The 20,245-nt window shown below is 48.1% G+C and carries 14 protein-coding genes; 12 read left to right on the top strand and 2 right to left on the bottom strand.

The features are described from left to right. Positions 1-185: 185 nt before the first annotated feature. Complete coding sequence (locus WCK19_RS05520) at positions 186-1,742, bottom strand: L-glutamate gamma-semialdehyde dehydrogenase (protein ID WP_342396368.1); 1,557 nt, start codon at positions 1,740-1,742, stop codon at positions 186-188. A 183-nt stretch (positions 1,743-1,925) separates the two neighbouring features. On the opposite strand from WCK19_RS05520, the gene WCK19_RS05515 reads away from it, so the two are divergent. The 10 genes from WCK19_RS05515 (at position 1,926) to nifJ (ending at position 17,053) form a co-directional block, all read left to right on the top strand. Continuing rightward, positions 1,926-2,687: a GntR family transcriptional regulator gene (locus WCK19_RS05515; RefSeq protein WP_342396367.1), complete on the top strand. Its 762-nt coding sequence runs from the start codon at positions 1,926-1,928 to the stop codon at positions 2,685-2,687. Between the two features lie 166 nt (positions 2,688-2,853). Further along, a complete protein-coding gene (locus WCK19_RS05510; RefSeq protein ID WP_342396366.1) occupies positions 2,854-4,107 on the top strand; it encodes a hypothetical protein in 1,254 nt (417 codons plus the stop codon). 56 nt (positions 4,108-4,163) lie between these two features. Further along, on the top strand, positions 4,164-5,708 hold the full coding sequence (locus WCK19_RS05505) for an FGGY-family carbohydrate kinase (RefSeq protein ID WP_342396365.1): 1,545 nt from the start codon (positions 4,164-4,166) through the stop codon (positions 5,706-5,708). 22 nt (positions 5,709-5,730) lie between these two features. Further along, positions 5,731-6,411 carry an HAD-IA family hydrolase gene (locus WCK19_RS05500; protein ID WP_342396364.1) on the top strand — a complete coding sequence of 227 codons (681 nt, stop codon included), beginning with the start codon at positions 5,731-5,733 and terminating at the stop codon, positions 6,409-6,411. A 396-nt stretch (positions 6,412-6,807) separates the two neighbouring features. After that, entirely contained in the window at positions 6,808-7,695 is an 888-nt protein-coding gene (locus WCK19_RS05495; RefSeq protein ID WP_342396363.1) for a hypothetical protein, read from the top strand. A gap of 106 nt (positions 7,696-7,801) precedes the next feature. Next, on the top strand, positions 7,802-9,400 hold the full coding sequence (locus tag WCK19_RS05490) for a DUF2723 domain-containing protein (protein WP_342396362.1): 1,599 nt from the start codon (positions 7,802-7,804) through the stop codon (positions 9,398-9,400). Positions 9,401-9,529: 129 nt separating this feature from the next. Next, positions 9,530-10,438: a pseudouridine-5'-phosphate glycosidase gene (locus tag WCK19_RS05485; protein ID WP_342396361.1), complete on the top strand. Its 909-nt coding sequence runs from the start codon at positions 9,530-9,532 to the stop codon at positions 10,436-10,438. A gap of 258 nt (positions 10,439-10,696) precedes the next feature. Then, positions 10,697-11,788 carry a hypothetical protein gene (locus tag WCK19_RS05480; protein ID WP_342396360.1) on the top strand — a complete coding sequence of 364 codons (1,092 nt, stop codon included), beginning with the start codon at positions 10,697-10,699 and terminating at the stop codon, positions 11,786-11,788. 242 nt (positions 11,789-12,030) lie between these two features. Next, complete coding sequence (locus WCK19_RS05475; protein WP_342396359.1) at positions 12,031-13,254, top strand: ABC transporter substrate-binding protein; 1,224 nt, start codon at positions 12,031-12,033, stop codon at positions 13,252-13,254. 190 nt (positions 13,255-13,444) lie between these two features. After that, positions 13,445-17,053, top strand: a complete 3,609-nt coding sequence (nifJ, locus tag WCK19_RS05470; RefSeq protein WP_342396358.1) for a pyruvate:ferredoxin (flavodoxin) oxidoreductase — start codon at positions 13,445-13,447, stop codon at positions 17,051-17,053. An 82-nt stretch (positions 17,054-17,135) separates the two neighbouring features. Here nifJ and WCK19_RS05465 read toward each other — a convergent pair whose 3' ends face one another. Next, positions 17,136-17,747 carry a peptide deformylase gene (locus tag WCK19_RS05465; RefSeq protein WP_342396357.1) on the bottom strand — a complete coding sequence of 204 codons (612 nt, stop codon included), beginning with the start codon at positions 17,745-17,747 and terminating at the stop codon, positions 17,136-17,138. Between the two features lie 357 nt (positions 17,748-18,104). On the opposite strand from WCK19_RS05465, the gene accC reads away from it, so the two are divergent. Then, positions 18,105-19,631, top strand: a complete 1,527-nt coding sequence (gene accC, locus WCK19_RS05460; protein ID WP_342396356.1) for an acetyl-CoA carboxylase biotin carboxylase subunit — start codon at positions 18,105-18,107, stop codon at positions 19,629-19,631. A 39-nt stretch (positions 19,632-19,670) separates the two neighbouring features. Continuing rightward, on the top strand, positions 19,671-20,186 hold the full coding sequence (locus WCK19_RS05455) for an acetyl-CoA carboxylase biotin carboxyl carrier protein subunit (RefSeq protein WP_342396355.1): 516 nt from the start codon (positions 19,671-19,673) through the stop codon (positions 20,184-20,186). Positions 20,187-20,245 lie beyond the last annotated feature (59 nt).

Below are 20,245 nucleotides of genomic sequence, written 5' to 3'. Positions count from 1 at the left end.
CTCCTAATTCTAGCAAACCTTTCTTCTTTGTAGTTCGCCAACAGTATCAGCCCTGTAATGCTCTAATTTGCGAGTGCGCGTCAAATTTTCGCGTGAGGTATTGTCAAATGACAGGGGAAAAAGAGAAGCCTGAAAAGTTTAGCTTCCCTTTGCAAAGTTTAGATTATTCTTGCCTTAGACTTTACCTAAAGCGTTTCCCCTACGGTTTTGCCTTGTAGGAAAAATTGCAAATAGTCCGGACCTCCCGCTTTGGTATCTGTTCCGCTCATATTGAAACCGCCAAAGGGCGCAACGCCCATCAATGCTCCGGTAGATTTGCGGTTGAAATAGAGATTACCCACATGAAATTCGCGTCGGGCGCGTTCCAAGCGCGAGCGGTCTCGGCTGTACACCGACCCGGTCAAGCCATATTCAGTAGCATTAGCAATTGCCAACGCTTCATCAAAATCCCGCGCTCGAATAAAGGCTAAGAAGGGTCCAAACACTTCTTCTTGAGTAATACGGGCGTTTGGCGCAACCTCAGAGAAAATGGTAGGCTCTACGAAATAGCCAGTTTCAAAGGGCTTACCACCGCCAAGAACCAATTTGCCCTCTTTCTTGCCCAATTCTACATAGCTGAAAAACTTTTTTTGCGCTATTTCATCAATCAAGGGTCCAAGTTGCGCGTCAGCATTTACCGGGTCTGCTACTTTTAACTTTTTGGCGCGTGCCACTACCTTTTCGAGAAGCGCGTCATACACGCTTTCCACTACCACCGCCCGCTCGGCAGACGAGCAACGCTGCCCCTGAAACCCAAAGGCGCTGGCTATCAAACCATCGGCAGCAGCATCTAAATCGGCGGTTTCATCCACGATAATGGCGTTTTTTCCGCCAAGCTCCATCTGAATCCGTTTAAACCATTTTTGCCCCGGCTGTAATTTCGCGCCGCTCTCGTAAATATTAACGCCCGCTCTCTTTGAACCGGTAAAAGCGATAAAGCGAATACGCGGATGCGCTACCAATTGTTGACCGCTGGCAATGCCCGGTCCGGTAACAAGATTTGCAACTCCGGCGGGAAGCCCAATGGCATTAAATATTTCAAACAACCATGCCACAACGGTTGCGGCTGAATCGGTGGGCTTTATAACTACGGTGTTGCCGGTTACTATCGCGCCCCATGCCATCCCGATAGTCAGAGCAAGCGGAAAATTAAAAGGGGCTATAACTGCGCCTACCCCTAGCGGAATATAGAAAAATGAAAAATCCTCCCCAACCGAAGGAGTCAGTTTCTGAGGCTGTTCAAATTTCAGGCTTTGCCGCCCATACCACTCAAACAGGTCTATCGCTTCTGCTACTTCACCATCGGCTTCATCCCATGTTTTTCCAAGCTCTAATACCATCAAAGCGTCCAATTCATAGCGTCTGCGCCGAAGTTCTGCGACTGCTCGGTGCATATAGGTCAACCGCTCCTGAATTGAGGTAGCCGACCACAAGGGGAAAGTCTTTTCAGCCGCCGCTATTGCCGCTTCCACATCTTCGGGGCGTGTAACCACATGCTTAGCGATAATTTCATCGGGATGCGCCGGGTTCACCGAACTGAAGGTTTCAGCATGCACCACAGGCTTTCCATCAATCCAAAGCGGATAGGTAACGCCCAATTTCCCGCGTACACTCTCAAGCGCAGCCTGAAAAGCTTGCTGTTCGGCGGGTAGGGTAAAATCCAAGCCCGGTTCAGTTTTAAATGGAGCTAAGGTAGTTTGCATTAACAGCATCTCCTTTAATCATAAAATTTAATCTTTATCTGGTAGAAATATATCACAATACCAGTTGCAATACAATACCGCCACCTTAAAATAATATTGCTGTTGTATTTATGGGAGGATTTTGATACACTGAGGTTAGAGATTCGCAAACCTGAATTTTTTATCAGCGGAGATTTATTCCAAATGAAGCCGGATATGTTGGATTCACGCCTAGAAACGCAACCGGAAGTAGCAATAAGTTTGAAAAAATTAGCCGCATCTTCCCAAAGTGATGCCGCTTATACCGAACTAAAGCGGCGTATAATTCGCTGTGAGTTAGAGCCGGGGCAACGCATTACTGAGGCGCAATTGGTAGGAGAAACCGGAATCGGTAAAACCCCCATCCGGGAAGCTCTAACTAGGCTGGCTCAGGAAGGCTTGGTAAACAGCATTCGCGGACACGGCTACGAGGTTACGCCTATTACGTTGGGCGAACTGCAAGACCTTTTCAGCTACAGAATTATACTGGAAGGTACTGCCGCGCAACTTGCCGCCGGGCATGTTAAAGCGTCTGCCCTGCAACGGCTAGATGAGCTATGCCGGGTGCCTTATAATGTCGGGGATGTTGAAAGTGAAGAAAATTACTGGCGTGCAAACTTTGATTTCCATGTAATGGTTGCGGAAGCTTCCGGCAATCGCCGCCTTGCTGCCGCAGTTCGGCAAGCGCTAGAAGAGAGCGAGCGCGTGCTACATCTCAGCAATATTCTTAAGACCAGAAAGTCTGAGTTATCTTCGGAGCATGAGGGCTTGGTAGAGGCTTTAATTGCCGGGGATGGCGAAACCGCACGCAAAATGGTGGTACATCATATCACCGCTTCACAGCAACTTGTATTGGAGGCGTTGGTAAAAAGCCCCTCCCTGCATAATATCAATATTGTACCGTCAAAACCTGTAGCTTCTGCTTGAACAGGTATCCCCCCTCTTGTTCATTTCTGATTTTGAGCTTAATATATACTATATCCAATTTATCGCTCGTTAGTCGGAAATATAGAAAAAATCACCTGTACACAAATGTTGCAAGTTTAAAGCCTTGCCATTTTACTGTGCTATCAGTTTTGGAACGGAAAGACTAATGACCATCCCGACAGAATCTTCTACCGGTTTCATTTCAAGCGCCAAAGTAGGCGCTATCCTAGTTTTTCAAGGCTTTTTCTCAATCTATCTCATCTCATTTTTGATAACCGGCAGTAACTACAACTCGACTTACAATTACTTTAACTTCCTAGCGGATGCGTTTTTGCATGGCAAATTGTATCTTGAGCAACCGCTTCACACCCTCGACCTAATCCAGTACAAAGAGCTATGGTATGTGCCTTTTCCGCCGCTACCCGCATTGTTGATGCTCCCATTTGTTGCATTATTAGGTCCTCAGCAAATCAATGCCGCTATCTTTTCCCTAACATTGGGGTCGATAAATGTCACGCTGGTATATTTGATGCTGGAAGCGTTAGTTATACGTGGCTGGTCAAATTTACGCCCCCGCGACAATTTAATGCTGACTGGCTTATTTGGGGTGGGTAGTGTCCACTGGTATTTGGCGGTAGTTGGCGATGTATGGTTTATCAGTCAGATATGCACCCTAACCTTCGTATTATTGGCAACGCTGTTATGCCTAAAAAGCGCATCACCGTGGATAGTTGGAGCGTGTCTGGCAATAGCGGTATTGGCACGCCCTAATATTGCGCTGACTTTGCCTCTATTGATTGGAATCGAGGTGCTACATTTACAGCAAAAGAGCGGTGATGGCAAGATAATAAGAAAGCAACTTTTCAAATGGTCTTTTGCCGTTATAATCCCAATGCTATTGGCGGTTGCGTGCTTGCTGCTCTACAACTTCTTGCGCTTTGAAAATCCTACCGATTTCGGGTATTTACAGCAAAATATAAGCAAAAAGCTTTATGATAACTTGCATACTTACGGTCAATTCAATCTGAATTTTATCCCGGCGAACTTCGAAGCGTTGTTTTTACTGTTGCCTCAATTAAATCTTTCGATTCCGAATATTGTCCCTGACACTCATGGGATGAGCATATTTCTGACTATGCCGATATTATTTTATATTTTCAAGTTGCGCCATTTTTCCCCATTAAAAATAGGCGCATTAGTCAGTCTTGGCGCATTGCTTGTTCCACTACTGACCTATTACAATACAGGTTGGACTCAGTTTGGTTATCGCTTTACCCTTGATTTTATTGTACCTTTGCTTGTTTTATTAGCGGTTGCATTGGGCAAAAGGCTTCCCAGAAGGGGAATCGCGCTGATTATCTGGGGAGTTCTGGTCAATGGCTGGGGTACTTTTTGGTTTTTAACCAACTATTTCGTTTGAGTACAACGCTTGCTATAATGTTGCCGGACTTTCAGCCTTGAAAAAAGGGGATAAATATGGGCAGTGAATTAGTATTAGGAATAGATATAGGTACATATAGTTCCAAAGGGGTCTTGTGTGACAGCAGCGGTAAAGTGCTGGCTACTAGGACGGTTGAGCATGGCTTGTCACTGCCAAAACCGGGATGGGCAGAACAAGATGGAGAGACAGTTTGGTGGGCGGATTTCGTAAAACTATGTCGCAGTCTTCCCTCTGAAGTGGGCTGTTCCCCTAACGAAATTGCAGCGGTAGCGGTATCCGGGCTAGGTCCCGACTTGTTACCGCTAAATGAAAAAGGGCAGCCCTTACGTCCGGCGATTCTCTACGGCATTGATACCCGCGCCTATAATGAGATTGAGCAACTCAACCGCCAGTTCGGCGAACAAGCCTTATACGAACTTAGCGGGATGGCGCTCACTTCGCAAGCAATAGGACCTAAATTATTATGGCTGAAAAATAATGAACCGGAGATTTACCGACAAACGCGCTATATCACTTCTTGCAGTAGTTATCTGGTACAACGCCTAACCGGAGAGTATGTGCTGGATTATCACACCGCTTCTCACTTTAACCCGCTTTTCGACATTCGTAACCTAAAGTGGACTGACCGTTGCGCAGAACCAATCTGGGATATAGATAAATTGCCGCGCCTAGCATGGGCTACCGAAATTGCCGGACAGGTAACGCAGCAAGCTTCCAAAGAAACGGGGTTGAAGAGCGGCACGCCCGTAACCACCGGCACAATAGACGCTGTAGCCGAAGCGTTAAGTGTTGGCGTGGTAGAACCCGGCGATATGATGTTAATGTATGGGACTACCTTTTTCTTTATTCTGGTGGCAGAAAAGCCCGTGACAGACCCGCGTATGTGGATTACTGCTTACGCCAATTTGGGAAATTACGCGGTTGCGGGTGGCATGTCCACTACTGGCGCGCTGACCAGATGGTTTCGAGACCAACTCGCGCCGGATTTACTGGCAGCCGAGCAAAAAGGCGGCGCGTCCGCCTACGCCATTCTCAGCGAAGAAGCCTGGCATGTTCCTCCGGGCGCACGCGGTCTGCTGATGTTGCCCCATTTTCAAGGAGAGCGCACGCCCATCCATGACCCGCATGCCAGAGGGTTATTCGCAGGTTTAACCCTGACGCACACTCGCGCCGAAATGTACCGGGCTGTGCTAGAATCAACCGCCTACGGTGTGAACCAAAACCTACAAGTGATGCAAGATATGGGCGCAAACCCGAAACGGTTAGTAGCAGTAGGCGGAGGCGCAAAAAGCAAAACATGGTTGCAAATAGTCAGTGATGTGACCGGAACAAGCCAAGATGTACCGCAACAAATCATCGGCGCATCTTATGGAGATGCCTTCCTAGCAGCCTATGCCTCCGGTTTAGTCAAAGATTTCGATACCCTATCAAAAGTGTGGGTGGGAACTCCCAATAGAATTGAACCAAATGCCAAAAATCACGCCCTTTATGGCGAATATTACGACTTATTTCTGCAAATGTACCGACAAACTAGCGAAATATCGCATAAACTGGCGCAATTAGGTTCACAGGATTTTTAACCAATTTATCAAAAGGAGAATTATGTCAACTAACCTTAACGGTTACGGGGTAATCTGGGATTTGGACGGCACAATGGTTGATACTATGCCAATCCATTTTGAGGTACTAACAGATTTTATGACTTCGCGAGGCATACAATTTACGGAAGAAGATTTTTTCCGAACAAGTGGCATGCCCACTATCGAAATATTTAAGCCCCATTTTTCCGAAGCCAGTTATGAGGAATTGCATAAGCTGAGCCTTTTAAAGGATGCCGCTTTCAGGGGAAAAGCCGAAAAAGTTGGTATTCCGTTTCTACCCGGAGTAGCGCGTTTGCTACAACAATTGAAAGAAGCTGGTTTCAAACAAGGGATAGCCACAGGCTCACCCGCAAAAAATCTGGAACTGGTGTTTAACAGCAATCCGGGCAGCCAGAATTATTTTTCTGGAACGGTGGTGGCGGAGGATACCACAAATGGTAAACCGCATCCTGAAGTGTTTTTGAAAGCCGCCGAAAAGTTGGAAATTGCCCCTGAGAAATGCCTTGTTATAGAAGACGGAACGATGGGGATTGAAGGGGCGCATCGGGCGGGAATGCGTACCATTGCCTATGACCCTGATTTAAGTAGAGTAGAACTTTTTAAGCGGACAGGCGCAACCGCTGTACTACAAACCCTTGAAACATTAAGCGTGGATTATATCTGGGAATTGCTGTTGAGTTAAGTAAAAGGACAACCTTGTTAGGGTTAGTAATTATATACAATCTAATTGGAGAATCGGGGAAATTTATACGCTAAATAGCTATTCTGTAAAACATATGGTACTAAAGGTCATGGTACTATAGTACTTTTGGCTATATCAAAATTATGGCAATTTTGTAAATTGTCTGCTATCATAGCAATAATCGAAATTCTGGAGCCTCATTTTGAGGTAGTAAGCCTCGTTCTGAAAAATATTAGAAAAATATTGTTACTTTGATATTTTTCCCAAATCTATGTGTATTTCTCGTAACAATTTCAATCGAGTTATATATAATTTATATTCTCATATATATGCTTGGAATTTCTCTTAGCATCATAGTTTTTATTCAGTTGTGTTCCAGAAAGGATTTGTCTTTCAATGATTAAGGTTAAGAAGAAAAAAGCCGCTTTTCAAGGGCTGCTGCTTTTACTGGCATTCGTCGCTTTGCCATTTAGTACCATTACTGCGCTCGCTTGCTACGAAGTTTTAAGTACGCCTACTCCCACTGCATCTAGCGAGCACAATAACAAAGATAATTGTCTAACCCCCTCCACAACTCACTCATCCAAAGACAGCAGCGGCAAAGAAACCGGCACCTCAAGCCCTGAGTCAACTCACTCATCCAAAGACAGCAGCGGCAAAGAAACTGGTACCCCAAGCCCTGAGTCAACTCACTCGTCCAAAGACAGCAGCGGCAAAGAAACTGGTACCCCAAGCCCTGAGTCAACTCACTCGTCCAAAGACGATAGCAGCAAAGAAACTGGTACCCCAAGCCCTGAGTCAACTCACTCGTCCAAAGACGATAGCAGCAGTGATAATGGTTGCACCACTCCTACGCCGTTACCGACTGCAACTCCGGTTCCGTGCTACGACTATAATGGAGCTATTATCCCTTGCGCTGCCACTCCTGCACCGGTACCGACTGCAACTCCGGTTCCGTGCTACGACTATAATGGAGCTATTATCCCTTGCGCTGCCACTCCTACGCCGTTACCGACTGCAACCCCGGTTCCGTGCTACGACTATAATGGAGCTATTATCCCTTGCGTTGCCACTCCTGCACCGGTACCGACTGCAACCCAGGTTCCGACGGCAACGCCAACCCATTCATCTTCTAAAGATGACAGCAGCAGCAAAGAGAGCAAAACCGTTACTACTCGTGCCAAAACTCCAACCGTGACTCCGACTACAACAAAGGAGACTAGCGGTAGCAAGGAGAGCAAATCAACAACTCCTGCCAAAACAACTGTCTCTCGACGCTCATAAGCTTATCTTATAGCTTGGGTTAAACAAACGGCAATAATATTTGTCACCGCTTACTATCAGGTAGTATTTTCCCTGATAGTAAGCTATTTCTTTTAGGGAACTAAAAATGTTGGGCGCATCTGACAAAAACAAACCTGAACAGTCTCAGAATCATCTGCTATCCAAAAGCCGACAGACGAAAAATTATAGGGTTTTGGGTGAAGCATTACCGCTAATTATACTTAGCCTTGCAGGGCTAGTAGTCAGGCTATGGACTATACCGACTTTTGTTGAATCGCGGGATGGGATTTTCTTTACTCGCGGACTGGTGCGGTATTCGGTGTTAGAGATGCGCCCACATTGGCCCGGATACCCGGTTTACCTCTGGTTTGGAAGCCTGTTCCGCTGGTTTAGCGCGAACCCGGCGGATGCCTTACACCTGTTGTCTGTAGTTGCATCTGTTCTGACAATTTTGCCCCTGGCAGGAGTAGCAATTGGCTGGAAAGAAGCTACCGGAGCAACCAAACGAGAGGCGCAATTGGCTGGAATAGTTGCAGCAGCGGTATGGCTGCTAGTTCCGCTCTCATGGTTGGGCGGCAGCGAAATATTCAGCGACCCGCTGGCTCTTTTGCTTGGCGCAACAATGCTATGGCTATGCTGGCGTTCGCTGCTAATGCCGAAAAACGCATGGAAATACCTGTTACCAGCAGCTATATTGGGTGGGCTAATGCTGGGTGTACGTCTATCTTACGTAACGCTTTTACTCCCGCTGTTTTATGCCGCTTGGAAAACTCGAAAGCAAAAAGCAGGTCATTGGAATTATCCCGCTATGTTGGTGTTTGTGCTAGGCGGTTTGATACTATCTACCGAACTATGGCTATGCTGGCAAATCTTGATGGAAGGCAAGGGCTTTTTTGATGCTACTACCAACCATCTGAGCGGTCACTACACCGAATGGGGCGGCAGCATTACAACCGACCACAACTTGCTAACGCGCCCGGTGCGAATGCTTGAAACCACCTTGGTTTACGGTTTTGGCGGTTGGTGGATTGGCGCAACTTGGCTTCGGCTTCTTCCTACCCTCTGTTTGCTGTTTTTGGCAACTATTGGCATTGCCCGTTTACTAAAAGCTTCAAACCGAAATATGGCATTGCTGGCGGGCTTATGGGGTTTGCCCTACTTGTTATGGATATTGCTTGGTAACGATGTGGATTTGGCACGTTATGATTTACCCTTGATAGCAATTACCTGCGTGATGGTGGCACTTGGGCTACCCGCCAAACGCTTTGCGGGATATAGTGCAGCGTTAGTAATGATAGTTGCGTTGGGAATAATCACCGTCCCGTTAGCTTGGGAGCATCGGGATAGCCCCCCAATTGGGCAGCGTTTAGCGCGATACGTGAACGAGAATCTGAAACCAGCCGATACTACAATCGTCATCAACGACCAAATTCCTTATTTGATATTCTATATGCAAGAATACGCCCCAAAGTATAGCGGAATCCGTATCCAAAATGATTCGCTAGTGGCACAGGTAGAAAAACTGAGGAGCGAAGGGCGAAAAGTTTATATCACCGCGCTACCCGACTCGCTAAAAGAGGGATGGGTTCCGGTAGCCCGCTTTTGCAGGGGACTCTACATGGAGTCACGTGGTCCGCTCGAAGTGTGGTTTTATCGCTATGACCCCTCCTCCAACCAGCAGGAGCCAAATTTACGTTGTTATTAAGACAGCTTCTAAACCCTCTTTGATACTGCATTGTAAGCTCTTTGATTTATAATATAACCTAATATACACCTTCAAACTTGTGTGGAAGTTGGAGAGTGTATATATATTACAGACAGAAAGCTTTATATAATGCAAAAATACCTCGAAATCGGCGAGGAAGTACGCCAACCCGCCGTTGCGCTCGAATCAACCGTAATCTCTCACGGGTTGCCCTACCCTGAGAATATCCAGACTGCCCGTACTTTGGAAGAAACCATACGCCAAAACGGAGCAAACCCCGCCACCATCGCTTTGATGGACGGCAAAATTAAAGTGGGACTTAGCACAGATGCGCTCGAAAAACTGGCAACTGCAAAGAGTGTGGCGAAAGTCAGTCGGCGCGATTTTGCGGCAACACTGGCGCATGGCACAACCGGAGGAACCACCGTTGCCGCCACCATGATTGCAGCCCAAATGGCGGGAATCAAAGTCTTTGCCACTGGAGGCATCGGGGGCGTACATCGCGGCGCAGCGCAAACCTTCGACATTAGCGCAGACCTAACCGAACTGGCGCGTACCCCCGTTCTGGTAGTTTGCGCGGGGGCAAAGGCAATCCTCGACCTTGAACTGACGATGGAATACCTCGAAACGCAGGGTGTACCCGTAATAGGCTACGGCACAAACGAGCTTCCCGCTTTTTACACCGCCCACAGCGGCATCAGCCTTGAGCTACGCGCCGATAGCCCCGAAGAAGTTGCGGCAATCGCCCGCACCCAATGGGAATTGGGCTTTAACGGGGGCTTGGTAGTAGTTGTGCCGCCGCCCGCTTCCGCAGCGCTTTCGGCAGACGAAATTAATCGCGCCATCGAAGCGGCATTGCAACAGGCGGTAACGGCAGGAATCAAGGGCAAAGCAGTTACGCCATTCTTGCTGGAAGCGGTCAGCCGCGAAACGGGCGGCAAGAGTCTCACCCTCAACATTGCGCTGCTCAAGAATAATGCGGCGGTAGCGGCGCAAATCGCAAAGGCGTTATACGTAGCCGATGCGCGTCTAATCTGATCGTTTAGCGTTTAACCTAGTAGCTCTAAGGGCAACTTGCTCACGCTGGTTGCCTGAAACCCCCTCAATCGCAAATTAAGAAAGCCAAGTCTCAAAATTTCCTAAATTATGGTATTTGCTAATTTAACCTATTCTAAGGTAAAATTCATTTATTGCAGTATAAATCCTAGGATTCACTCTCGCTAGTGTGTCTGATTGGAAACGTAGTGCGGCAATGTAGCCGCCAAATGCTCAACGAGTATGGAGGTATCTACTGTTATGATGAAGAAACAGGTAATAAGACGCGCCGCTCTGTTTGGATTAATGAGTCTGGCGATGATGTTGGGACTGTGTGCTTTTGCGCCAACAACAACGCAAGCCTACTCTCCAGTTGCTGCCCTTGACCGTCAACAATTTCTGGTAAAATCGCTATTAGCCGCACCAGCCAACGCGCCCCTTGCCGCTGTAACAGGTCCAACCCAATCGCACGACCCGGCTAATCCCGGTAGCGATGTCTATGCCTATTCCAGCTATTCGGTGAACACTTATAATATTTGGCATATGCAAGGGTTGGCGCTCTATCCAACCGCCGTTACTTATCTTGTGCCAACCGGAACAGTACCAACGGGGGGCTTCCCGGTAATTGCAGTAAGTCCCGGCAAGTTTCTCGATAGCACCAGCAATTACGACCAGTTGTTGCGCCACTTCACCCTCAAAGGTTACATCACCCTTTTCATTGACACCGATACGGGAATAGTGGATTGCCAACACAGCCGAATGGCAGGTGAATTTCTGGATGGTATTAAAAAGACCATCAATAATAAGTTGAGCGGCAAAGCCAGCAACCCGCCCAAAGTAGCGTGGTGGGGGCATTCTATGGGCGCGAAAGTAGAAGCGTTGGCAGCCCGCATGACCACCAACAGCGCCTACATCGCCCCTACCGCCATCATCGCCAACAACTTCAGCAATAACAACGGCGGTGTTTGCAGCGATGATGCCATTGCAGGAGCTAACACCATCCCCGCCTCAATCTGGTACACCCTGATTAAAGGCGACAACGATACGGTAGCCGGAAGTGACCCTCAAAACCTGTATAACGCGATTCCGCAAGTAACCCACCGCCAGCTTATCACGGTGGTTTCCTATACTGACATCAACCTGAACGCTGACCATTACGCCCCAATGACCAACTACAATATCTTGGTCGGTGGTACGCTGGACGCGCTAGATTGGTGGCTCTATTGGAAAGTGGCAGTTGGCGCGTTCAACTACCATTTCAAGGGCGGTTCTGATATATGGGCATACGGTTCGCAGCGCACCAACGGCGGCATAGATTCTAGCGGTCGCCAAATCTTGCATCAGGTATCATAAAACCCCCTTGCTTTAACCGTTCTTGAAACGGGAAAATAAAAAGAATCGCTGCTACTAATCGGCGGTTCTTTTATTTTTGGAAGTAGTATAGAGAAAAACCATCGAAGAATTGGATTTTATAATAGTATTACTTATACCTCTATCTTAACCGCTGCAAGCTCAAACCGACTATGTATTTGCTCTTAAAGCTACGTGATTAAAATCACGATTTTACTTTGCCATGACGTGCTAGGAATGCTAAAATGTATAGACTGAAAGGGAACTATAATTTGAAAGAGTTTCGGGCTTTGCTGGCTCTGCTAATAGTATTGTTGGCGGCTGGCTGTAGCGAGGAAGTAACCGCTACTGCCATACCCAATATTCAGCCTAGCCCGGTGGTGGGGAACGGCACCGGCGATATTAAAATCGGGTTGGTGGGTCCGCTCACCGGCGCAAACGCGGCTTACGCAGCGGCGATGCGGCGTGGGGTGTTGCTGGCATTGGACGAGCTAAAGCAAAACGGCTGGCTGAACGGGCGTAAAATCTCATTGATAGAACGCAACGACCAATCCAGCCCGGACATGGCAAAGGTAGTGTTAGCGGATTTGGTGGATAAGGAGCGGGTCGTCGCCATTATTGGGACAGTCAGTGATGAGGTAGGGTTGGCGGAAGCGCCACTGGCAAATCAATGGCAAGTGCCTTGGCTGGTTACGGTTGCCTCCAGCCAGCGAATTACCCAGAACGACAACAGTTATGTCTTTCGCCTAGCAGCGTCAGATGTTGAGCAGTTCGAAGCACTTCAAAGTTTTTTCCAGAAACGCGGTTATAGCCGTTACGCCCTGATTACCGATAGCAGCAAGGCGGGTCAAGAAGGGCGTAAGACTTGGCAGACATTTTTAAAAAGCAAAAATATCAGCCCGGTTTTTGATGAGCCGTTTTATACTGACGATAAGAACGAAAGCCAGAAAGAATATGCCAACCGCGTAAAAGCAACAGCGCCTGAAGCTATTTTCTTCTGGGGCAGCGCTCCAACCTGTGGGCAACTGCGGGCGCTGCTGGCAGAACATGATTTTATTATCCCGATTGCGGGTAGCAACAACCTAAGCCTTTTAAGTTTTGGCAAAGGCTTGCCGGTAATCGCCGAAAATATCTTTCTGCCCCAAACCTTTATCGAGAACCAAAACGCCCGCTACACCGATTTTATCAATCGCTACAAACGGTTTTTTAACACCGATACGATTGATTTTCCCGGTGGGGTGGCGCAGAGTTATGACGCTACCCGCTTGCTGATAGCTGCGCTCAGGAAGCCGGGTAGCGCCGACAACCGCGAGAAACTGCGGGCAGCGTTGGAAGAAAGCTCTTTGAATGATGGAATCATCAAAAGCTATTTCCAACCTTGGATAAGCGGTAGCACGCATGAAGCTTTAAATCAGCAGGATGTATTAATAGTTTCTTGGCGCAAAGGGCGGTTGGTATATGCAGAGTAGCCTATACAGTAACATATTTAACCGATTCCGATGCTCGTATAATTTATTTTCGCGGAACGTTTTTGCCTATTGTAGATTTACTCTTTGTTTACCTTTGTTTACCCTAGTTTTAACCGTTAAGAATTAATCTGGAGTCAACAAAAACAATGAGTATTCGTAATATGGCAACATGCAAAAAAGGGGTGTTTAAATGGCTCGCAAACAGGTAATGGTTGACGGCAATGAAGCTGCTGGAAACGTAGCCTACAAATTAAGTGAAGTACTAGCAGTTTATCCAATCACGCCTTCCACCGCTATGGGGGAATTGGCGGATAGTCGTTTTGCTCTCCGGAAAAAGAATATCTGGGGAACTGTTCCTATGGTAGAAGAAATGCAATCTGAAGGCGGCGCGGCGGGCGCGTTGCACGGAGCGCTCCAAACCGGCGCCCTTGCTTCAACCTTCACCGCTTCTCAAGGGTTGCTTTTAATGATTCCTAATATGTACAAAATTGCCGGTGAATTGACCTCTACCGTGTTCCATGTGGCGGCACGTTCGCTGGCAGCGCAAGGGCTTTCCATCTTCGGCGACCATGCCGATGTGATGGCAGTTCGCGCTACCGGATGGGCGTTGCTCTCCTCGAACAGCGTCCAAGAAGCGCAAGATTTCGCGGCTATAGCTCATTCCGCCACCCTAAAAGCCCGCGTTCCTTTTATCCATTTCTTTGACGGCTTCCGCACTTCCCATGAAATCAACAAAATCGAGGAAATAGAGGATGCCGACCTTCGCGCTATGATAGACCAAGATTTGGTGCAAGAACACCGACGACGCGCACTATCGCCCGAACATCCCTTCATTCGCGGTACTGCTCAAAACCCCGATGTCTATTTTCAAGGGCGTGAAAGCGCGAACCCCTATTATCTGAATTGCCCTGAAATCGTGCAGGACGCGATGGACAAATTCGCCTCGATTACCGGCAGACAATACAAGCTTTATGATTATGTAGGAGCGCCTAACGCCGAGCGGGTAATCGTTGTAATGGGGTCTGGCGCAGAGACTGTCGAAGAAACCGTTAAATATCTGAACGAATTAGGCGAGCAGGTTGGCGTGTTAAAAATACACCTATACCGCCCCTTCTCGGTTAAACACTTGCTGCAAGCGTTACCCGCCACCGTTAAAACTATCGCCGTACTGGACCGCACGAAAGAACCCGGTAGCGGCGGCGAACCGCTCTACCTTGATATAGTGGGAGCGTTGAGCGAGGGCGGCAAAGATTTAGGATACGACTCGCACGCTATCAAAGTTGTGGGTGGTCGCTATGGTCTTTCCTCCAAAGAATTTACCCCCGCTATGGTCAAGGGCGTTTTCGATGAACTGACCAAAGCGGAGCCGCTCAATCATTTTACCGTTGGTATCAACGATGACGTGACCTTTACCAGCCTTTCGTATGACCCGCATTTCTCAATTGAGAAAGATTCAACTGTCCGCTGCGTCTTCTGGGGTTTAGGCTCTGATGGTACTGTTGGCGCAAACAAAAACTCCATCAAGATTATCGGTGAAGAAACCGACAACTACGCACAGGGCTATTTCAACTTTGACTCGAAGAAATCAGGCACGGTTACAAATTCGCATTTGCGCTTTGGACCTAACCCAATTCACGCCGCTTATCTGATTAGCGAAGCGGACTTCCTAGCTTGCCACCAGTTCGGCTTCCTTGAGAAATACGATGTGGTGAAAAACGCTCGGCAGGGTGGCGTATTCCTACTCAACACCTCCTACGGGCCTGAAGAAGTCTGGAATTACATCCCGGTCAAGACTCAGCAAGCAATAATTGACAAAAAACTCAAGTTCTACGTAATTGACGGGCAGCAAGTAGCCAGCGACACCGGCATGGGCGGTCGTGTCAACACCATTATGCAGACCTGCTTCTTCGCGCTGAGTGGAGTGCTTCCTAAAGACCAAGCAATTGCCAAAATCAAGGAATCTATCAAAAAGAGCTACAGCAAGCGTGGTGAAGCGGTTGTGCAGAAGAACTACCTTGCGGTAGATCAAACTCTTGCCAATCTGCGAGAAGTGCAAGTGCCAACCGAAGTATCCGGTTCGTTGGTGATTCGTGATGCGGTAGTAGCAGGCGCTCCAGATTTCGTGCGCGATGTGCTAGGACAGATGATTTCGCTGGAAGGCGATGCCCTGCCGGTATCGGCAATGCCTATAGATGGCACTTACCCAAGCGGTTCATCCCAATGGGAAAAGCGCAACCTTGCCACCGATTTGCCAGTGTGGGAACAGGACATTTGTATCCAATGCGGCAAATGCGTAATGGTTTGCCCTCACGCCGCTATTCGCCAGAAAGTGTATGACCCCGCTTTGCTGGAAAGTGCCTCCCCTACCTTCAAGAGTACAGAAGCGCGTTTCAAAGAATTCGGCGATAAACTCTACACCTTGCAAGTTGCGCCAGAAGATTGTACCAGTTGTGCGCTATGTATCGAAGTTTGCCCGGTGAAAGACAAGAAACAGCCCGGACGCAAAGCCCTCAACTTCGCGCCCCAACTGCCTTTGCGCGAGCCGGAAAAAGCGAACTGGGATTTCTTCCTCTCCTTGCCGGAAGTAGATCGCACCAGCCTAACCTTCGGCTCAATCAAGAACTCGCAATTGCTGCAACCGCTCTTCGAGTTTTCGGGTGCTTGCTCCGGTTGTGGTGAAACGCCTTACATCAAGTTGCTAACTCAGTTGTTCGGCGACAGGTCGCACATCGCCAACGCCACCGGCTGTTCTTCAATCTTCGGCGGCAACCTCCCCACCACTCCTTGGTCATACAACCGTCAAGGGCGCGGTCCGGCATGGTCGAACTCGCTGTTTGAAGATAACGCTGAGTTCGGGTTGGGCATGCGCTTAGCTCTGGACAAACAGCTTGAATACGTGCAAGAACTTCTGCCAAAACTGGCGGACGTGCTTGGCGACGACTTGGTAGAAGGCTTGCTAAAAGCCGATCAGTCTGGGGAATTGGGCTTGAAGGAACAGCGCGAGCGGGTAGAACTGCTCAAGCAGAAGCTACAGCCCGTTTTGGAAGTTACCAGCCTAGAGGATAGCCGTTATACTTATATGAAAGACCTGTCGGTTCTGGCGGACATCTTGGTAAGGCGCAGCGTTTGGATTGTCGGCGGCGACGGTTGGGCGTATGACATCGGTTACGGCGGTCTCGACCATGTGCTGGCAAGCGGTCGCAATGTCAAGGTACTGGTGCTAGATACCGAAGTCTATTCCAATACCGGCGGTCAGGCTTCCAAAGCCACCCCGCTATCGGCAGTTGCCAAATTTGCCTCAAAGGGCAAAGCCAAACCCAAGAAAGACCTCGGCTTGTTGGCGATGTCCTACGGCTCGGTTTATGTAGCGCGTGTGTCAATGGGCGCAAACGACCAGCAAACACTCAACGCCTTCCTAGAAGCCGAAGCCTACGATGGACCCGCTATTATCATCGCTTACTCTCATTGTATTGCTCACGGCATTGATATGCGTAAAGGTCTGGAGCAGCAGAAACTGGCAGTACAATCAGGCGATTGGCCCATCTACCGCTTCAATCCTGAAAAGGCAGAGTTGGGCGAAACCCCGTTCCTACTGGATTCCAAAGACCCAACCACCACCTTTGAGGAATACAGCAAAAACGAGGGTCGCTATCAGGTATTGGCTAATAACGGGCAAAAGGAAGAAGCAGCCGAAATGCTGAAACAAGCCGATGCCGACGTTAAAAAACGCTGGCAGTTCTACAAGAACCTAGCAAATATGTACAAGACCGAAGCAGACGGAGACAACACCAAGAATTAGCAATTTTGCGGTGGACTACCAGCAGCAGTAGTCCACAGTAATTCTAGCCAGAAAGCCCGGACGAGAATCCGGGCTTTTTCTATTACAGCACTATTCCAGTTTCAGAGCGGGGAATGAGCTTGTTAAAATTCAGTACCGGGTCATCCGGCGCAACGGGCGAAACTTTGCGAAGGTCGCGCAAAGCAGTAATTCGGTCAGGGTAGAGGATACCATCCAAATGGTCAATTTCATGCTGCAAAGCGCGGGCATAAAGACTATCGGCTTCAAACTCCAATTGCTTACCCTCCGGGCTGTACGCCACCACCCCGATTTTGCCGGGACGCACCACAAAGCCCTCATAACCCTTAACCGATAGACAACCCTCGGCGGCTCTGCGCTTATCTTCTGAATACCACACTATTTGCGGGTTTACCAGCGCGTGCAGCGGCATTTCTGCTACCTGCCCAAAACCCACCCGCTCGTGCGCCGGAATCGCAAGTGCCACCAACCGCAAAAATAGCCCCACCTGTGGCGCAGCAATGCCGATACCGCCAAACTTTATCCGTGAGTAATCCAATCGCCCCACCCAATCGCGCAGCCACGCGCCATCAAACTCGGCTTCGGGTACGGGCGCAGAAATCTGGCGCAGACGCATGTCGTCAAATTGCAGCACCGGGTCAGCGACTTTAGTATTTATGTCAAGTTGGTTGCTCATTACAGAACTTTTCTCCTTGTGATATTTGCTGCCAATCATAGCAACTTTTGCCCTCAAAATAAAGAGGTCAGCTTGACAATCTAGGGCGATTCAAGATTTAACAATTTGAGCTTGCTGCCACTTCTGAAATTTTATAGGTTGCCAATATGCTAGGTTCGGCAATTGTAAAAAATATTATTCTCTGAAAAGCCCTGCACTACACTAAATCTGCTTTGCAATTTTAGCCCAAATAGTTGATAATGTGACTATTGTTATGACCCCCTTAAAAGCTATTTTTCACGGGTCTAAACACTTACATTTGCTTTGCGGTAAGAGGTAATAGCCGCGCTCATAGTCTAAACTCGAGGTAGAGCAGAGATGTTGAAAAAAGTGCTGATCGCCAACCGTGGCGAAATTGCTATCAGAGTTATCCGAGCCTGCCGTGACCTCGGTATTGCCACTGTAGCAGTTTTCAGCGAAGCCGACCGTAAAAGTCTTCACGTCCGTTATGCTGATGAAGCCTATCTGATTGGACCTGCCCCCGCTAGAGATAGTTATCTGCGGATTGACCGAATAATTGACGTGGCAAAAAAATCAGGGGCAGATGCTATCCATCCCGGTTACGGTTTTTTATCTGAACGAGCAGAATTTGCCGAGGCTTGTGTAGAAGCTGGGTTAGTGTTTATCGGACCACCTGCTGCTGCAATCCGAAATATGGGCGACAAGGTAATGGCAAAACAACTGGCACGTGCTGCGGGTGTTCCACTCGTTCCGGGTACAGATGCAGAAGCGAAAACTGCGGCAGAAGCGAAAAGTATTTCAGACGAAATTGGTTATCCTGTATTAATTAAAGCCGCTGCGGGCGGTGGCGGCAAAGGCATGCGCGTAGTGCGTAGCTCGGATGAAATCGAGTCGGCATTCGGCGCTGCCACCCGCGAAGCCGCTAATTCCTTTGGGTACGGTGGCGTTTACATCGAAAAATTGTTGGAAAACGTCAAACACGTTGAAATCCAAATAATAGCAGATGTTTTTGGAAATGCTATTTATCTTGGAGAGCGTGAGTGTAGCATGCAGCGCCGCCATCAAAAAATGCTGGAAGAAGCTCCCTCAATGGCGCTTGACGATGATTTACGCAAACGTATGGGCGAAGTGGCAGTAGCCGCTGCGAAAAAAGCGAACTATGTCAATGCTGGTACGATTGAATTCCTCGTTACCAACGACAAAAAATTCTACTTTATGGAAATGAATACTCGCCTTCAGGTTGAGCATCCTGTTACCGAGCTAATCACTGGGGTTGATATTGTTACCGAACAATTGAAAATAGCATCAGGCTTACCCCTCAGTTACAAGCAAGAAGACATTATTCTTAAAGGCTGGTCTATCGAATGCCGAATCACTGCGGAAGACCCCTTTAATAACTTCCTGCCATCCATTGGTATAATTGAGCGCAACGTGTCACCCAATGGACCGGGCGTGAGGCTTGATAGCGCCGTTTTCGATGGCTATGAAGTATCACTCTATTACGACCCAATGATTTCAAAATTAATAACCTACGGTAATAATCGTTTGCAAGCAATTGAGCGGATGCAACGGGCGTTGCGCGAATATCGTCTGTATGGTATCAAAACCACCATACCTTTCCATCAACAATTGCTGGCTTCCGAAGCTTTCTTGAGTGGGGAATTTTATACCACTTCATTGGAAACCAACCCGGCGCTAAAACCTGATCCGCAATATCGTCCGATTGAACCTGTTCTAGCGGCGATTGCCGGAGCCTTGATAGAAGAAACCGTGCAAAACGAAGAGCGGCAGGGTAAAGGTGTCGCACATTCAATTGTAAACGGCAATGTTGATAAGTCTGGATGGAAAGAAGTAGCGCGGCGCGAAGTGCTGCGGCGCGGTTAACTATAAGCGGTATTTGAACTTCTAGTCAGGAAAAAGCATATGATATATTATTGCAAAGCAGGCGATCAGGAATTCAGGCTTGAAGTAATTACCGACTCCACCGGGAATACTACTGTAAAATTACCGGATGGGCGAGAGTGGGCGGTTGATTTTACCCGTGTAATTGGAAACAAACACTATTCGATGCTGGTAGATAATAAATCGCACGTAGTTTATATGAACACCCGCGAAGGTACGGATTATCAAGTATCAATAGATGGGCAGCCTTATTCTATAAGCGTTGAGACCGAGCGTCAGCATCGTTTCGCAAGCCTGACGCAAGCATCAGCAATAGAATCAGGTGAAATCAAAATTAAAGCGCCAATGCCCGGTCTAGTTACTATAGTAGGTGTAAAACCGGGAGACCAGGTGGAACAAGGACAACGATTAATAGTGCTTGAAGCCATGAAAATGGAAAATGAATTGAAAGCGCCTCGTCAAGGCGTTATCAAAGAAATTCTAGTTAGCGCAGGGCAGACTGTCGAACAAAACAAAGCCCTGCTTATCCTAGAATAACTATTTTTAAGAAACTTATTGACTCCGCAGGGCTAACACCTGCATTTTTTCGATAAATA

Source organism: Candidatus Chlorohelix sp., from assembly GCF_037138995.1.
Taxonomy (GTDB): Bacteria; Chloroflexota; Chloroflexia; order Chloroheliales; family Chloroheliaceae; genus Chlorohelix.
This window is presented reverse-complemented; position numbering and strand designations above follow the sequence as displayed.

Coding starts and splice junctions, on each gene's coding strand:
- WCK19_RS05520 (WP_342396368.1), bottom strand. CDS start 1,742: ATGCAAACTACCTTAGCTCCATTTAAAACTGAACCGGGCTTGGATTTT.
- WCK19_RS05515 (WP_342396367.1), top strand. CDS start 1,926: ATGAAGCCGGATATGTTGGATTCACGCCTAGAAACGCAACCGGAAGTA.
- WCK19_RS05510 (WP_342396366.1), top strand. CDS start 2,854: ATGACCATCCCGACAGAATCTTCTACCGGTTTCATTTCAAGCGCCAAA.
- WCK19_RS05505 (WP_342396365.1), top strand. CDS start 4,164: ATGGGCAGTGAATTAGTATTAGGAATAGATATAGGTACATATAGTTCC.
- WCK19_RS05500 (WP_342396364.1), top strand. CDS start 5,731: ATGTCAACTAACCTTAACGGTTACGGGGTAATCTGGGATTTGGACGGC.
- WCK19_RS05495 (WP_342396363.1), top strand. CDS start 6,808: ATGATTAAGGTTAAGAAGAAAAAAGCCGCTTTTCAAGGGCTGCTGCTT.
- WCK19_RS05490 (WP_342396362.1), top strand. CDS start 7,802: ATGTTGGGCGCATCTGACAAAAACAAACCTGAACAGTCTCAGAATCAT.
- WCK19_RS05485 (WP_342396361.1), top strand. CDS start 9,530: ATGCAAAAATACCTCGAAATCGGCGAGGAAGTACGCCAACCCGCCGTT.
- WCK19_RS05480 (WP_342396360.1), top strand. CDS start 10,697: ATGATGAAGAAACAGGTAATAAGACGCGCCGCTCTGTTTGGATTAATG.
- WCK19_RS05475 (WP_342396359.1), top strand. CDS start 12,031: ATGTATAGACTGAAAGGGAACTATAATTTGAAAGAGTTTCGGGCTTTG.
- nifJ (WP_342396358.1), top strand. CDS start 13,445: ATGGCTCGCAAACAGGTAATGGTTGACGGCAATGAAGCTGCTGGAAAC.
- WCK19_RS05465 (WP_342396357.1), bottom strand. CDS start 17,747: ATGAGCAACCAACTTGACATAAATACTAAAGTCGCTGACCCGGTGCTG.
- accC (WP_342396356.1), top strand. CDS start 18,105: ATGTTGAAAAAAGTGCTGATCGCCAACCGTGGCGAAATTGCTATCAGA.
- WCK19_RS05455 (WP_342396355.1), top strand. CDS start 19,671: ATGATATATTATTGCAAAGCAGGCGATCAGGAATTCAGGCTTGAAGTA.